16 protein-coding genes and 2 pseudogenes are annotated in these 15,137 nt (G+C 59.4%); 7 read left to right on the forward strand and 11 right to left on the reverse strand.

The genetic code is table 11. The features are described 5' to 3' along the window. Positions 1-127: 127 nt before the first annotated feature. On the forward strand, positions 128-1,252 hold the full coding sequence (locus tag D3M70_RS20115; protein WP_120127439.1) for an alkene reductase: 1,125 nt from the start codon (positions 128-130) through the stop codon (positions 1,250-1,252). Between the two features lie 206 nt (positions 1,253-1,458). Here D3M70_RS20115 and D3M70_RS20120 read toward each other — a convergent pair whose 3' ends face one another. Together D3M70_RS20120 and D3M70_RS31765 are read right to left on the reverse strand one after the other, a co-directional pair. After that, on the reverse strand, positions 1,459-2,301 hold the full coding sequence (locus D3M70_RS20120; protein WP_218568442.1) for a transporter: 843 nt from the start codon (positions 2,299-2,301) through the stop codon (positions 1,459-1,461). A 348-nt stretch (positions 2,302-2,649) separates the two neighbouring features. Beyond that, positions 2,650-2,853, reverse strand: a complete 204-nt coding sequence (locus D3M70_RS31765) for a hypothetical protein (RefSeq protein ID WP_133306499.1) — start codon at positions 2,851-2,853, stop codon at positions 2,650-2,652. On the opposite strand from D3M70_RS31765, the gene D3M70_RS31770 reads away from it, so the two are divergent. After that, on the forward strand, positions 2,852-3,034 hold the full coding sequence (locus D3M70_RS31770) for a hypothetical protein (RefSeq protein ID WP_133306500.1): 183 nt from the start codon (positions 2,852-2,854) through the stop codon (positions 3,032-3,034). The two genes, D3M70_RS31765 and D3M70_RS31770, sit on opposite strands and share 2 nt — an antisense overlap. A 143-nt stretch (positions 3,035-3,177) precedes the next feature. Here the strand turns inward: D3M70_RS31770 and D3M70_RS20130 are convergent, their stop codons facing one another. The 4 genes from D3M70_RS20130 to mobA form a co-directional block, all read right to left on the reverse strand. After that, on the reverse strand, positions 3,178-4,473 hold the full coding sequence (locus D3M70_RS20130) for a sorbosone dehydrogenase family protein (protein ID WP_120127442.1): 1,296 nt from the start codon (positions 4,471-4,473) through the stop codon (positions 3,178-3,180). Beyond that, positions 4,470-4,910: a DUF2231 domain-containing protein gene (locus D3M70_RS20135; RefSeq protein WP_120127443.1), complete on the reverse strand. Its 441-nt coding sequence runs from the start codon at positions 4,908-4,910 to the stop codon at positions 4,470-4,472. Before D3M70_RS20135 ends, D3M70_RS20130 begins: the two co-directional genes overlap by 4 nt. A 275-nt stretch (positions 4,911-5,185) precedes the next feature. Then, on the reverse strand, positions 5,186-5,410 hold the full coding sequence (locus D3M70_RS20140) for a YgdI/YgdR family lipoprotein (RefSeq protein WP_120127444.1): 225 nt from the start codon (positions 5,408-5,410) through the stop codon (positions 5,186-5,188). Between the two features lie 76 nt (positions 5,411-5,486). Continuing rightward, positions 5,487-6,092, reverse strand: a complete 606-nt coding sequence (gene mobA, locus D3M70_RS20145; RefSeq protein WP_120127445.1) for a molybdenum cofactor guanylyltransferase MobA — start codon at positions 6,090-6,092, stop codon at positions 5,487-5,489. 78 nt (positions 6,093-6,170) lie between these two features. Here mobA and moaB point away from each other — a divergent pair, with 78 nt between their 5' ends. From moaB to D3M70_RS20160, 3 genes are all read left to right on the forward strand, one after another. Next, positions 6,171-6,710 (forward strand): molybdenum cofactor biosynthesis protein B, encoded by a 540-nt coding sequence (gene moaB, locus D3M70_RS20150; protein ID WP_120127446.1) that lies wholly within the window; start codon positions 6,171-6,173, stop codon positions 6,708-6,710. Positions 6,711-6,716: 6 nt separating this feature from the next. After that, positions 6,717-7,931: a gephyrin-like molybdotransferase Glp gene (glp, locus tag D3M70_RS20155; RefSeq protein WP_120127447.1), complete on the forward strand. Its 1,215-nt coding sequence runs from the start codon at positions 6,717-6,719 to the stop codon at positions 7,929-7,931. 90 nt (positions 7,932-8,021) lie between these two features. Continuing rightward, on the forward strand, positions 8,022-8,948 hold the full coding sequence (locus tag D3M70_RS20160; RefSeq protein WP_120127448.1) for a glycosyltransferase family 2 protein: 927 nt from the start codon (positions 8,022-8,024) through the stop codon (positions 8,946-8,948). Between the two features lie 81 nt (positions 8,949-9,029). Here the strand turns inward: D3M70_RS20160 and D3M70_RS20165 are convergent, their stop codons facing one another. The 5 genes from D3M70_RS20165 to D3M70_RS20185 form a co-directional block, all read right to left on the reverse strand. Then, positions 9,030-9,656, reverse strand: a complete 627-nt coding sequence (locus D3M70_RS20165; RefSeq protein ID WP_120127449.1) for a GAD-like domain-containing protein — start codon at positions 9,654-9,656, stop codon at positions 9,030-9,032. A 172-nt stretch (positions 9,657-9,828) separates the two neighbouring features. Beyond that, positions 9,829-10,461: a GAD-like domain-containing protein gene (locus tag D3M70_RS20170; protein ID WP_120127450.1), complete on the reverse strand. Its 633-nt coding sequence runs from the start codon at positions 10,459-10,461 to the stop codon at positions 9,829-9,831. 25 nt (positions 10,462-10,486) lie between these two features. Then, positions 10,487-11,116: a GAD-like domain-containing protein gene (locus D3M70_RS20175; RefSeq protein ID WP_120127451.1), complete on the reverse strand. Its 630-nt coding sequence runs from the start codon at positions 11,114-11,116 to the stop codon at positions 10,487-10,489. Positions 11,117-11,141: 25 nt separating this feature from the next. Then, positions 11,142-11,768, reverse strand: a complete 627-nt coding sequence (locus D3M70_RS20180) for a GAD-like domain-containing protein (protein WP_120127452.1) — start codon at positions 11,766-11,768, stop codon at positions 11,142-11,144. An 8-nt stretch (positions 11,769-11,776) separates the two neighbouring features. Next, positions 11,777-13,144 carry a DUF6861 domain-containing protein gene (locus D3M70_RS20185; RefSeq protein ID WP_120127453.1) on the reverse strand — a complete coding sequence of 456 codons (1,368 nt, stop codon included), beginning with the start codon at positions 13,142-13,144 and terminating at the stop codon, positions 11,777-11,779. A gap of 496 nt (positions 13,145-13,640) precedes the next feature. Between D3M70_RS20185 and D3M70_RS20190 the strand changes: the two are divergent. Both D3M70_RS20190 and D3M70_RS33445 read left to right on the forward strand, forming a co-directional pair. Further along, a pseudogene (locus D3M70_RS20190) lies at positions 13,641-14,911 on the forward strand (MFS transporter); the annotation flags it as partial. A 1-nt stretch (position 14,912) separates the two neighbouring features. Beyond that, positions 14,913-15,124, forward strand: a pseudogene (locus tag D3M70_RS33445) (EmrB/QacA family drug resistance transporter); the annotation flags it as partial. Between the last annotated feature and the right edge of the window lie 13 nt (positions 15,125-15,137).

Genomic DNA, 15,137 nt, shown 5'->3' on the forward strand with positions numbered 1-15,137 from the left:
CGCTGAAGCCGTATTAATCGAAGACGCCATAACACCGTGCCCGAATGGTCGGGTGGTCAGCACGCGTCTGCCCATAAACGCACATCATTAAACATGTTCTTTTAATTGAAACTATGGAGTTGACCCTATGAAACATGAAGCACTGTTCTCGCCCGTACATCTGGGTGGACACACGTTGAAAAACCGCATCGTATTCCCGCCGTTGACCCGGCAGAGAAGCGCACAGCCCGGCAATGTCGCTTCAGACCTGATGGCCGAGTATTACCGCCAGCGCGCGTCGGCAGGTTTCATGGTCACCGAAGGCACGCAGATCGAACCCCGCGGCCAGGGTTATGCCTGGACCCCCGGCATCTATACCCCTGCGCAGATTGAAGGCTGGCGCAAAGTGACCGACGCGGTGCACGCCGATGGCGGGGTGATCTTTGCGCAGCTCTGGCATGTCGGTCGTGTGTCTCACCACGCACTGCAGCCCGACGGGAATGCGCCCATCGCACCTTCGGCGATTCAGACCACCAGCTCCAAAGCCTTCATCGAAACCGGTGCCGGCATGGGCGAACTGGTGATGCCGTCGGTGCCCCGTGCAGTGACCGTCGCGGAGATCAAGGAGTTGGTCCGGCTCTACGCAACCGCTGCGAGCAACGCCATCGCTGCCGGGTTCGACGGGGTCGAGATTCATGCAGCGAACGGCTATCTGGTCAACCAGTTCATCTCCGAGCACGCCAACCAGCGGGATGATGAATACGGCGGATCGCTGGAAAACCGTCTGCGGTTTCTGAGCGAAATCGTCGAAGCGGTTTCCAGTGCGATTGGTGCAGATCGTCTGGGTGTGCGTTTCACGCCCCTGTTCACCACCACTGACCAGGACCGGGTGTACATCGGCATGGTCGAAAGCGATCCGCATCGCACTTACATCGAAGCGATCAAAGTGCTGGAAAAAGCGGGCGCGGCCTACGTATCCATCGCCGAAGCCGACTGGGACAACGCGCCCGATCTGCCGGAGTCATTTCGCCGCGACGTGCGCGAGACCTTCAGCGGCCGGATCATCTACGCAGGCCGTTACACGGCAGAGCGGGGCGCCCGGCTCGTCGAAGCGGGTCTGGCGGACCTCATCGCGTTCGGTCGTCCCTTCATCGCCAACCCGGACCTGCCGGCGCGCATCGTCAACGGCTGGCCACTCAATCCGGTGAACCCGGCCACGCTTTACGGCGGTACCGAAGCAGGCTTTACCGATTACCCGGCCTACGCTGGCTGATCCGAGCGATTTTGGGGGCGTCACCGCCGGCAAGCCGGACTGCTACAGGACTCGTCCAAGCCCGCAAACGCGAGGTTTGATCGTCCCCACGCTCCAGCGTGGGAATGCCTTGCAGGACGCTCCGCGTCCTCATGACGCGAAGCGTCAATCGCAGCGTTACGGCGGGGAGCGTGGGAACGATCATCGTGTGGGAGATCAACACCCCACTAAAACACCAGCGTCAGCGAACCCATCACGGTGTCGTTGCTGTCGAGCCGCTTTTCACTGCTGATGGTGGGCACCCAGCGCAAGCCCAGCGACAGGGAGGAGGTGCCGACTTTGGTGTCGTAGGTCACGATGGGGCCCGCGCCCCAGTCGCGGCCACGGAAACCGTTGAGGCTGTCGGCGGTGTCTCCCTTGTCGTCGCCCAGTTGCTGAACCGTGCCCACCACAAAGCCCGCACCCACCCCGTTGCGCCACAGTTTGCGACCCATCAGGTCGAGGGTGAACAGGGGCGCGTTCTTGTAATCGGTGTCGTCGTTGCGGGTGTAGAACTGCACGGCGGTCACCGCATCCAGTTGCAGCCCCTGCTTGGGGAATATGTGCGTGTAAGCCATTTGAGGTACGAAGGTCCAGACGTTCAGGCCGGTGTTGGCCAGCCGGTCAGGGTCATAGTCGCCGGTGGGCGCCCAGATGTTGAGACTCAAGGCGACGTGCGCGGTCTGGGAAAAGTGGTAACCGGCAATCAACGGGGTGAAGTAAAGATCGAACAGGCCATCGTCACTCTGCTTCAGCTCCCCCGTGAAGCGGCTGGTATTGAACCGGCTTTTCACGTCAGTGGCCACGTAGGGCAGGGTGAAGCTGGACGCAAAATTCCAGCGCCCGGTCTTGGTTTCCCAGACCTTCATCAACGTCGCCATCGTAAAATCGAGGCTGCCGTCGATGCCCAGTCCGACATTGCCCGCGATGGGCGCGGCCTTGTCGCCGCTGAGCGATCCGTCGAAGTGAATCTGGTTGAAGTTGACGATCCAGCCTGGCTCCGGTGGCACGATCCCGATGTTCGGACTCACTGCGCTGCCTGAAATCGGCCGACCGAGCGCACCTTCCGTCGCTGAAGATGAAAGCGGGATGAGCAGTGGAATGGAGGCAAGCGCGAGGCGTAAAGCGTGTGTCTTCTGAGGTAGCAATCCGCCCTGCATTCGTCCATCTCCTATGAGTCAGCCAGTGGGTGCACTCGCCACCTCGAGCAGTGTGCTCAGAGCGTGCGTCAGCGGTGTGCTCCCAGGAAGTAGGGTAATCATAGGTCAATGCGATGAAAGCGCTTGGCGTGTCGGCGCACGCGGCGCAATTGCCGGCGACAGCGATCTGAGGATCTCCATCGCCGGCAGGCTTTTCAGCTGACTGGCAGTGGCAAACCCTTACGAACCGCTACCGGAACGGGTCGATCCTGAAGTGCCGCTGTCGGAGCTGGAGCCGGCGCCGGAGGGTGATTTGTTGCCGGGGCTGGAATTGCCGCCGCTGCCCGCTTCGCCACCAGAGCCGGGCAGGGCCGTCCCTTTGGTGTTGGCGCCGTTGGTGCCGCTGGGCCGGGAAGATTCGGAACCGGAGGCGGAGTTGTTCATGCTGCTGTCATTGGAACCAGTGCTTGAGCCGGTTTCACTGGTCGCGGCCATCAACGGCATCGACAACGCGCACGTCAGTCCAGCCATTGCCAGTGCACAACTGATCTTGTTCTTCATGGGCAGTGCCTCTCAAAAATGGATTCGTGGGGGTGAGCGCTGGCGTGGGCGCCAGTCGTTCTAAGGGGTGTGACCGGTGGCGGCGGTAAAGGATTTGAAAAAATCACGAATGGTCGATGAACGGCGCCAAGCCGTGATCGCGGGGAAGAACACGAGGGGTGAGCGGTCAGTAACGACGGGGCCGAAACGCCCCGTCGCTTGATCGCCTTATCGATTACGGGTGACGCGCCAGACCGTATTCGCCAGGTCATCGGCAATGATCAACGCACCCCGAGGGTCGACCGTGACGCCGACAGGGCGACCGCGGGTCTTGCCGTCATCCCCGCGAAAACCCGTCGCAAAGTCGACCGGTTCCCCGGCTGGGCGGCCATCGCTAAAGGGCACGAAGACCACTTTGTAGCCGACAGGGTTGTCGCGGTTCCAGCTGCCGTGCTCGCCGACGAAAGCGCCATCGGCGAACGTGTCGCCCATTGCTGTGCTGGAGAAGTCGACGCCCAGTGCCGCCACATGGGAGCCCAAGGCATAATCGGGCTTGATCGCCAACGCGACCTTTTGCGGGTCCTGCGGCTGAGCGCGCGTATCGACGTTCTGGCCCCAATAGCTGTAAGGCCAGCCATAGAAACCGCCTTCGCGTATTGACGTCAGGTAATCGGGCACCAGATCAGGGCCCAGTTCATCACGCTCGTTGGCCACGGCCCACAGTTGACCGGTGCCGGGCTGAATCTTCAGCGCTGTGGGATTGCGCACGCCGGTGGCATACGGTTTGTGCGCACCGGTCCGGGCATCGATCTGCCAGATTGTCGCCCGGTCCAGTTCGACCTCCATGCCGCGCTCGGTGACGTTGCTGTTGGACCCGATGCCGACGTACAGCGTGTTGCCGTCCGGCGTGATCGCCAGCGACTTGGTCCAGTGGTGATTGATCTTCGAAGGCAACTCGGTGACCGTTGTCGGCGCGCCGCTCGCCTTGGTCTGGCCGTCGGTGTAATCGAAGCGCACCAGCGCGTCCTGATTGGCAACGTAGAGCTTGCCATTGGCATACGCCAGGCCGTAGGGCGCATTGAGGTTATCGGCGAACACGGTTTTGAGTTCGTACTTTCCGTCGCCATCGGCGTCGCGCAGCAAGGTCAGGCGATTGCCGCCTTTGACCTGAGTGTTGCCCTGCGCCTTGATGTAGCTGGCGATGACGTCCTTGGGCTTGAGCTTCGGCGCATCGGCGCCGCCACGACCTTCGGCCACCAGAATATCGCCGTTGGGCAACACCAGCGTCTGGCGGGGAATGCGCAGGTCGGTGGCGATTGCGGAGACGCTGTAGCCCTCGGGCACGGTCGGCTTCTGGTCGCCCCACGGCGTAGGCTCGGCGATCTTCATGCTGGGCAACAGGCCGCGTTGCGCCTCCGGCATTTTCGGGTCCGCGCCATGGGTTTGCGCGCTGTCCTTTTCACCCCCGCAGGCGCTCAGCAGCAGGGCCAGGGTCAATGCAGTCAGTGGGTAGGAATGTTTCATTGCGGACCTCCCGCGACTGTGCCGGAACGTAGGTTAGTAAGTCCTGTCCAGGCCGACACGATGCTGAGCAGCGTTACGATGACCGACAGCACCAGGCCGGATGGCATCACCGCCCAGGCATCCTTGGCATGCTCGAACGCGTTGACCCAGCCCAGGCCCCACGTGACCAGCAACAACAGGAAGTACAGCGTCGGACGCCCCGACTTCGGTTGCGCACGGAGCAGATTCACCAGGGCGAACAGCAAGGCCAGGCCACAGAACACCATACCGCCGGCGATCAGCCAGGAAGCGAAATTGCTCCACTGAATCAGGTAGGTCTTGTAGTAAGCGATATCGCTCAGCAGTCCGCCGAGAAACAGCGGCACCGTGCCCGCCAGCAGGATCGCGTGCAGCGGACCGGGAAGGCGTCGGTAGGGGGAATAGGTAGTGTCGGTCACGGCGGCTCCTTTTCGTTCATCGACCCAAGACAGACCTCGGCGACACCGCGCCGGGCAGGCTCACGTGCGCAGACTGCGCGATAAAAGGGATCGTGAGGGCGCCGCGTTAGTTCAATGAAATGACGCCGCAGCGCTGGTTCCAGGGCATTGGCGGAGGGCGTGAAGGGCGCCTGAGGGTACATGCCGAGCGGGTGTGCACTAAGGTGACAGCCGGTTGAACGGCAGACAAAAAAAGACCCGCCGGTTCAGGCGGGTCTTTTTTATTCAACCTGGTATCAGAGTTCTTTGACGGTACGAACCTGATCCTTGTTGATGCGGGTTTCTTTGCCGTCCAGTTGCTGGAACTCATAGAAACCGGATTCTTCGTCGTACTTGGGCGCGTCCGTGGCCTGGATTTCACGGCCGTCGTTCAGGGTGATCACAGTGGGCGAAGAGCAACCGGCGAGGGTGGCAAGGCCAAGTGCGAGCAGGAGGGCTGCAGGAATAGTCCGTTGTTTCATTACTGTGTCTCCGAGGGTCATTCTTTATGTAGTGAAGTTTCTGACGCGGCTGCGGTCAGCAAAGTTCCATGAAACATCATCCAGCGCTCCAGGGTTTGATGTCGATCAACAAATCCGGGGTGTTGAAGTTGGCCAGTCGGGGATCATCCGCGTCGCACTGCAAGGCCACGGCGCCGAGTTCGGCCATGGTTCGTCGGGGACTGCGCTGGCCCCGCTGCCAATGGTCTTCGAATACCGGGGCGTGAACCGTGGGAATGCAGCACAGCAGCGGTTCCCACTGCTCGCCCTGACGGACCATCACCGGGGTGCCGGGATGCGCAGCGGCGGTGCGTCGCAAGCCTTGCAGCAGGTCCCTATCCAGCAGCGGTGAGTCACAGGGCATCACCAGCAAAAAACCATGCCGGGCCACCGCCAGCGCAGCACGAATCCCCGCATACGGGCCGGGGAAGTCACTGTCATCGTCCTGCACCAGCCGGTCGGCGAAGCGCGCGTACCGTTCGCGATTGCGGTTGCAGGAAATGATCAGGTCATCGGTCAGGGGGCGGGTCAGGCGCTGCAGATGCTGAATCAGCGGCTCGCCGCGCCACTCGATCAGGCCCTTGTCGCGTCCGCCCATGCGCTGCCCCTGCCCCCCGGCCAGAAGCAGGATGGAGCAGGGCGGCAGGGCGTCAAAATCAGTCATGGAGAACTCGGTCAGCGGAGAAAAAACAAGTGCTGTGATATAACACCGCACTGTTTCCCCTACAACCGGACCTAGCCAATGAAAGCCAAGGCTGACACACCTTTTGTGCCGTTGAATATTGCCGTTCTGACCGTCAGCGACACCCGCACCTTCGACAATGACACCTCCGGGCAGATGTTCGTCGACCGCCTGACCGAAGCCGGTCACGGGCTGATCGAACGCGTGCTGCTCAAGGACGATCTGTACAAGATTCGCGCCCAGGTCGCCACCTGGATCGCCGACGATCAAGTGCAGGTGGTGCTGATCACCGGGGGCACCGGCTTCACCGGTCGCGACAGCACCCCGGAAGCGGTGGCTTGCCTGCTGGACAAACAGGTCGACGGTTTTGGCGAGCTGTTCCGCCAGATCTCCGTGCCGGACATCGGCAGCTCCACCATTCAGTCTCGCGCCCTGGCGGGGCTGGCCAACGGCACGCTGGTCTGCTGCCTGCCGGGTTCGACCAACGCGGTGCGTACCGGCTGGGATGGCATCCTTGCCGACCAGTTGAACAACAGCTTCCGACCCTGCAACTTCGTGCCGCACCTGAAAAAGGCCGAGCCGTGCGCAACCCGTGGGTGAGAACCGATGAGCAAGCCTGAAGTGCGTGGCCTGATGCCGGTGGAGGAGGCCATGGAACGCTTGATGAGCCTGGCCGAGTCGGCACCGATCCGCGAGCGTGAAAGCGTGGCACTGGCCGATGCGCAGGGCCGCGTGCTCGCCGAAGACCTGATCTCGACGCTCGACCTGCCGCCATGGCCCAACAGCGCCATGGACGGTTACGCCCTGCGCATTGCCGACTGGACCGGCGAGCCGTTGCCGGTCAGCCAGCGGATCTTCGCCGGCCAGGCGCCGGAGCCGCTGCAGCCGGGCACCTGTGCGCGGATCTTCACCGGCGCCCCGGTGCCGGAAGGTGCCGACTGCGTGGAAATGCAGGAAAACACCGACGTGCTGGCCGATGCGCGCGTGAGGTTTCTCGAACCGTTGAGCGCGTTGCAGAACATCCGCCCCAAAGGTCAGGAAACCACGGTCGGCGACAAGGTGCTGGACGCCGGCACCGTCATGACACCCATCGAAATGGGCCTGGCCGCGACCATGGGCATGGCCCGGCTTGCGGTCGTGCGACGGCCTCGGGTCGCGGTCCTGTCCACCGGGGATGAGTTGATCGAGCCAGGTCTGCCGCTGGGCCCGGGGCAGATCTACAACAGCAATCGTGTGTTGCTCTGCGCCTGGCTTGCCCGCCTGGGCTGCGACGTCGTCGACGCCGGCATTCTCCCGGACAACCTGGAGAAAACCCGCACCGCGCTGGGTGCGCTGGGGGACGTCGATCTGATCCTCTCCACCGGTGGCGTGTCGGTGGGGGAAGCGGATTTCCTCGGCCATGCGCTGCGCGAGGAGGGCGAAATCGCGCTCTGGAAGCTGGCGATCAAGCCGGGCAAGCCACTGACCTTCGGTCATTTCCGCGGCGTGCCGGTGATCGGGCTGCCGGGCAATCCGGCGTCGACCCTAGTGACCTTCGCGCTGCTGGCTCGGCCGTATCTGCTGCGCCGCCTGGGCGTGCAACAGGTCAAACCGCTGCAGTTCAAAGTGCCGGCGGGTTTTGTCTGGGACAAACCTGGCAATCGTCGCGAGTACCTGCGCGGCCGGCTGGAGCAGGGCAGGCTGGTCGCCTACCGTAACCAGAGCTCGGGCGTGCTGCGCAGCGCCGCTTGGGCCGACGGCCTGATCGAGGTCATCGAAGGCACCACAGTGGCCGAAGGTGACCTGCTCAACTTCATCCCCTTGAGCGAGGTAATGGGCTGACAAGCGGTTGGATCCAGCGTCGGGATCCTGCGCTACCCTCAAAGAGCGTCATGACAAATGGGCATCCAGTATTAGCCCCGGAGTATTGTTATGCAGTCTTTGCGCGTGGCCTGTGTGATCCCGACTTACAACGGGCGCAGGGAGCTTGAGCGATTGCTCGACTCGCTGTGGGCCCAGACCGCTGAGTTCGACACCCTGATCGTCGATTCCAGCTCCACCGATGGCACCTTCGAGCTGGCGCGCTCGCGATGCAACGACGTGGTGCTCATCGACGGCAAGGACTTCAATCACGGCGGCACCCGGCAAATGATGGCCGAGACCCACCCCTGCTACGACGTCTTCGTCTACCTGACCCAGGACGCCTACCTCGAAGACCCCCGTGCGGTGGAAAACATCCTCCAGCCCTTTGAAGACCCCTTGGTCGGCGCCGTCTGCGGCCGCCAGCTGCCGCACCTGGACGCCACCGTCCTCTCGCAACACGCCCGCTGGTTCAACTACCCGCCGGTGTCCCGCATCAAGAGCCTGGCCGACGTGCCGGAGCTGGGCATCAAGGTCCCGTTCATGTCCAACTCCTTCGCCGCCTACCGCCGCGATGCCCTGCGCGCCGTCGGCGGATTTCCTCCCCACGTGATCCTGTCCGAAGACATGTACGTCGCGGCAAAGATGCTCCTGTCCCACTGGAAAGTCGCCTACCAGGGCTCGGCGGTGTGCCGACACTCCCACAACTACACCCTGCGCGAAGAGTTCCGCCGCTACTTCGACATCGGCGTCTTCCAGGCCCGCGAATCCTGGATACACGCCCGCTTCGGCGGCGTGCGCGGCGAAGGCTTTCGCTACGTCAGATCGGAACTGGATTTCCTCGGCTTACGCCGGTGGTATTTGTGGCCGGCGTCGTTCCTGCGCAACGGCCTCAAACTGCTGGCGTTCAAACTGGGCAAGGAAGAAGCGCGACTGTCGCGGCCGTTGAAGCGGCGATTGGGGATGTACAAGCGGTTCTGGGACAGTGAGCACGCCTGACCGCAGCGACGGACAAACGCGGGCTGCTCATTGAAGGGCCTGGGGGGGAGCGGATTGACTGTTTGGCGTGATGGCTTCGATTCAAAGGGTGCTCAGGTCCGGGAACCCCCAATCGGTGAGTGGGCTGAGTTGAGAGAGGAAAGTCAGGTGTTCGATGGTTTTGACTTTCTGAAGGGTGTTCAGAGTCCCAGGCCCGCCGAGGGCGATGGCGGGAACGAAGCCGTACATTTCGTCAGATTGCAGAGGGCCGAGTTTCTGAAATACCGGGTCGAATAGATCGTCGAAGTTATTGTTTTCGGGGTTCATGGATGAAAAAAATGTTTTTATCTCCTTATCCAGGTCTTTACTCGAGAAGCGTTGAGAGCTCATCAGATAACGCGCGTATCGGATGTTGATGTCTAGCATGTTTCCTGTATGTTGTTTCCAAAGATAAAAGTTGCCGAAGGCACCTCTGGCGATGACGTGATAGTCGTAAGCGTCAGAAAAGGCTGAGGCTTCTAACCAAGGATGTATGGCTGCATTATATTCAGCCGGATTGACTGTCCAGAAAATTCCCTTTCCATAGCCGGCCCACCCATGTTTCGACCAATACTCTAGAAGTTTTTTTGGTAGTACGGTGGTGTATTTTTCGATAGACGAAGGCGGCACTTCCCGTCTCTCAAATGAAGATCCCATTTTCGTTAGAAAGTATAAAAAATGCTCGTCCATTTTTTTCTCTATTTCGCACAGTGTTCTAATTTAGTATTGAATTTTTCCGTTTTTTTAACAGCTATGTCCGTGTCTTTTTGCGGCATGATCCAACCCAGTTAAATGCGCTAAACAGGGGGGCATTGTTTTAAAAGTAATCAATCTATTTGTTCATGGTATTGGTTTCTGTGCATCAACCGTCGAAGTCGTTTAAGTCCGGGAAACCCCAATCGGTGAGTGGGCTGAGTTGAGAGAGGAACGTCAGGTGTTCGATGGTTTTGACTTTTTGAAGGGTGTTCAGAGTTCCAGGCCCGCCGAGAGCAATGGCGGGAACGAAGCCGTACATCTCGTCGGGTTGGAGAGGGCCAAGTTTTTTCAGGGCCTCTTCAAAAAGGTCGTCAAAGTCATTTGCCTCCCGATCCATGGAAACAAAAAAACCTTCGATTTCTTCATTAAAACGATCAGGCGTAATTTCCCGGTTTGATTGCATGTAGCGGGCACAAAGTGCGCTAAGCGTGAACCAGCGCCCAGTCGTTTGTTGCCATAGGTAAAAATCGCCAAAGGCGCCTCTAGCAATTGCATGATAGGTGTCTGCATTTGGAATGCCTGAATCCGACATCCAGGTACGGATAACGGCCTCGTACTCGGCTGGGTTAACGCACCAAAAAATTCCTTGGCCGTAACCGCTCCAGCCGTATGTGGACCAGTGAGTGATCAACAGGTCGGGTAATTTACCTCGATACTTTTCGACAGTGAATATAGAGGATTCACATCTATCTGTTTCAGGTCCCATGTGCTGAAGAAAACATTCGTAATACTCGTCCATGCTTATGTTTTTCCTCTGTTTGAATCTACAGGTCGTTAATGTTCGGAAAGCCCCAGTCGGTAAGCGGGGAGAGTTGAGAGAGCAGAGTCAGGTGTTCGATGCTTTTGACTTTTTGAAGGGTGTTCAAAGTGCCAGGCCCACCCAGGGCGATGGCGGGAACGAAGCCGTACATTTCATCGGGCTGGAGAGGGCCGAGTTTTTTCCGTGCTTGTTCGAAGAGGTCGTCGACGTCATTATTTTTGCGGTCGACGGTCGCAAAAAAGGCATGCACTTTTCGGTCCTCCGCTCCTCTCGATGTTATCGATTGTTCTCTTAACAAGTAGCGTGCATAGAGTGCGTTAACATTGAGCCGATTCCCGGTATGGCTTTGCCATAGATAAAGATTTTCAAATCCTCCCCTGGCTATAACGTGGTAAGTGTCAGCGTTTTCAATACCAGATTCTTCCAGCCATGCCTGGATCACTTCATGATATTCGTCAGGATTTACAGTCCAGAAAATGCCGTCTCCATAACCGCTCCAGCCGAGGTCTTTCCAATGCTTAAGTAATAGATCGGGCAAATGTTCTTGGTACTTTTCGATACCGGACAGTGGTACTTCGCGTCTGAAGGACCGAGGTCGCATATTTGCAAGAAAATATTGAAATCGTTCGTCCATGCCTGCGTTTTTCCAGTGGTCGTATTTACAGGTCTTCTATCTCTGGGAAACCCCAATCGGTGAGTGGGCTGAGTTGAGAGAGGAAAGTCAGGTGCTCGATAGTTTTGACTTTCTGAAGGGTGTTCAGAGTCCCGGGCCCACCAAGAGCAAGGGCGGGGACGAAGCCATACATCTCGTCGGGTTGCAAGGGGCCTAGCTTGTGAAGAGCTGGGCTGAAAAGGCCGTCGAAGTCATTGTTTTCTGGCCGCTTTGATGCGAAGAAAGACTGTACGCTGGTGTCGAACTCTTCATGCCGCGGTTCAATGTTTTTTAATAAGTAACGGGCATATGCCGCGCATAGAGTTAGGCGACTTCCGGTGCCCTCTTGCCACAGGTATAGATCCCCAAAGGCACCTCGTGCAATTACATGAAACGGGGGTGATTGATTGATGCTCGAGTCCTCTAACCAAGCGTTGATGACGGGTTCGTATTCGGCCGGGTTCACCGTCCAGAATAGACCCTCACCGTAACCACTCCACCCATAATTATTCCAGTGAGAGATGAGAAGTGGGGGAAGCTTGTCTTTGTATCTTTCACACGAAGACTGGGGGACCTCTCTCCTGTGAACTGATGAGCCCATTTTTTTTAAAAAATATGCAAAATATTCTTCCATGTCACCTCCTATATGCAACGCTCCAGCGTTGCATTCATTTTTACAATACTTTGATCGGCGCGGTTAACCGTCTTAGCAGCTGCGTCCAGGCTTCCTATTCGGCTACGCCATTGGGCCCCGATGCTTGCGTTCACGCTACGATCACCGAAGTCTGATATCACATCTTTTCCTCCTGCAAACAGATCAGGGTTATGAAGAGCGGCAAGCGCGCTCATTTTATCTTTGGCTAACTTCTCGGCTTCGATGCCCGCTCTGTCGAAAGAAATACCTTGGCTTGTAATTTCTTTCATCAGGTCGTCGACAAATCTGTCATGAAGGTTCCGGCGTGCGAGCTTCGCCACCTTCGGATCCCTCACCTTATCCCCCGCCTTGAACGCCTCCCGCCCGCGCAAATACTCATCCACCGTCAGATCATTCAACCCGCGTTCCTGCCCACCCAGCTGCCGGTCAAACTCCGGAACCTTGCTGTAGTGCATGTTGCTTGCGTTGAAGCATGGCACCTTGTATTCGGGCATGCCCAGTGGATTTTTCTGGTGCTGCTGATCGTTCTGTTCGTGCTGCCGTTGTGGCCCGGGCGGCGGTTCCTGTCGTGTAAGGGGCCCTTTGCCGGGGGCGCGGGGTTGCAGGTCGGGACGTTTTTTCAGGGCGTCTTCGTGCTTGAGCATCCACTGGCCCAGGTGTTGGCCCTTGCCGCTGGCGCGCATTTCTTTTGCGAGCTGGCCGGCATGACCGCGGCCTCGGGTCAGGTAGTCGACAATGGCGCTGAGCAGCAGCACCACGACTTCGACGTGACCGCGGGCGAAGTGGTGGCTGGCGCGCTCGACCACCAGAAAGTCGTCCTGGCTGAAGGGGCTCAGGCCTTCGTCACCGCGTGTGCCTTCCCAGGCGGTCTCGATGCCTCGCAGGTAGTGCTCGATGAGGGGCGCCAGGCCGTCGACGAAGAATTCGGCGACGGAAGCCAGCCCGAGTACGCCCAACATCCAGGTGCCGGCCTGCAGCCCGATGGCGATGCCGGTGAAAGCGCCGGGCACCGCGCCCGCGCCTCCGGCCAGCGCGCCGACGCCCGCCCCGATGGCTCCCCCTGTCAAGACGCTGCCGGCGACGATCATCGCCATCTGGCTGACGGCGCTGAGCAACTCGTTCAGGACGTCGGCGATGTCGATGTCGGCGAAGCGTTGCCTCAGCAGTTCAGCGGCTTCATGGTCGGCGCGATAAAAAGCGGTTCTGATGTTTTCGACGCGGCGCAGCACCAGGCCGACGGACATGACGGTTTCATTGAGACTGCTGCGGAAGTTCCCAAAGCCGCTGCTCTCAACTTCCGTAATAAGTCGGTCTTCAATTTCAAACCAAGAGGGCAGAACACTCCCTGCAAACATCCCCGTCTCCCTGACAGTATCGACGTACTTTCAGGGCGGACCATAGGAATATGAAGTTTGACGGTCAATGAACAAGGTGTTCAATAAAGTGCCGGGTTTTAATCGTGCTGTTTATCGTGTTGGATGAACGGCGTCACATTGTTTTCATGACGTAGGACGTTAAAAACAACTGGTGAATGCTTATTGGCACGTCGCGCCTGATGCCCAGTAGCAGAGTGATGTTGATCTCACGCAATAAACATCTTCCCGATGTTTAACGTCGCTAAATGTATTTTTAAACGCCTTCCAGTTTGGCGGGCGACCCGGCCCTGCGCCTTGGAGCATCAATCGTGAGGCGAATCGTGCGTCTGGCGCACTCATACACTGCTCAAATGTCAATTTTTCTCATCTACAACGCTCTTTAAACTGTTGGAAATAGCCCTTGTTCCTGGAGTTCGTTGCCCATGCCTCCCATTGCACCGCGCCCTGCGCAACCCGCTGGCCAACAGGTCGTGCCATGACAGCGGCCGTGTCTGTGCCAGCCCCAAAAACCGTTGCAACGACGGCCTTCGGGCTGCAAACCATCCTCGGTCTGGTGGGCGTGTTGCTGGCGGTGCTGGTGGCGGGAATCAATGACGGGGTGACGCGGATTGCCTTGGGGGACATTCGGGGGGCGATGTTCATCGGCAGCGACGAAGCGACCTGGGTCACATCGCTGTATTCAGCCACTTCATTGACCGCCACGGCGTTCGCGCCTTGGTTCGCTGTCACGTTGTCGCTGCGCCGCTTCACGCTCAGCGCCATTGCGGCGTTCGTGGTGCTGGCGTTGCTGTGTCCGCTGGCGCCCGACTACCACAGCTTCCTGCTGCTGCGAGCGTTGCAAGGGTTGGCAGCGGGTTGCCTGCCGCCGATGCTGATGACCGTGGCGCTGCGTTTTCTGCCACCGGACATCAAGCTCTATGGCCTGGCGGGCTACGCGTTGACCGCCACGTTCGCGCCCAGTCTGGGGGCGCCGCTGGCAGCGTTATGGACCGAGTATTTCAACTGGCAGTGGACGTTCTGGCAGGTCATCACGCCGTGTGTGGTGGCGATGATCGCGATTGCCCACGGCATCCCCCAGGATCCGCTGCGTCTGGAGCGTTTCAAGGACTTCAACTGGCGCGGCGTGCTGTTGGGCGCGCCAGCGATCTGCATGCTGGTGACGGGCCTGCTCCAGGGCAATCGCCTGGACTGGTTCGAGTCCAGCCTGATCAGCGCGCTGTTGCTGGGCGGCGTGCTGTTGCTGGCGCTTTTCATGGTCAACGAATGGTTTACTCCGGTGCCGTTTTTCAAGCTGCAGATGCTCTCCAGTCTCAACCTGTCCCATGCCTTGCTGACGTTGGGCGGGGTGCTGGTGGTGCTGACGGCCGTCGGGTCTATTCCTTCGGCGTATCTGGCGCAGGTGCATGGCTACCGGCCGTTGCAGACCGCGCCGATGATGTTGCTGGTGGCCCTGCCGCAGTTGCTCGCACTGCCGCTGGTGGCGGCGCTGTGCAATATCCGCCGGGTCGATTGCCGCTGGGTGCTCGCCACCGGGCTGGGGTTGCTGGCGCTGTATTGCTTCGCCGCCACGCAGATGAGTTCGCAATGGACCCGCGACAACTTCTACACCCTGCAACTGCTGCAAGTCATCGGCCAGCCGATGGCGGTGATGCCGTTGCTGATGCAGGCCACCGGCGGGATCGCGCCGCCCGACGGCCCTTTCGCTTCGGCGTGGTTCAACACCGTACGGGGCCTGGCCTCGGTGGTNTTCATTCCAATGTGCTGGTGGACCGACTGGGCAATACGCCTGAACTGGCAGGGCAGGATGCGCTGGCGTCATTGGCCCATCGCATACACGAGCAGGTCGTGACCCTGACCAGCATTGATCTTTATTACTGCATGGGCTGGGTGGCCGCCGCGCTGATCCTGCCGATTGCGCTGATGCCGAGCCGTGTGTATCCACCCCGCGCCGCAGCCTGACGTTGCCCCGGCC

This window comes from Pseudomonas sp. LS-2, from assembly GCF_003605735.1.
GTDB lineage: Bacteria > Pseudomonadota > Gammaproteobacteria > Pseudomonadales > Pseudomonadaceae > Aquipseudomonas.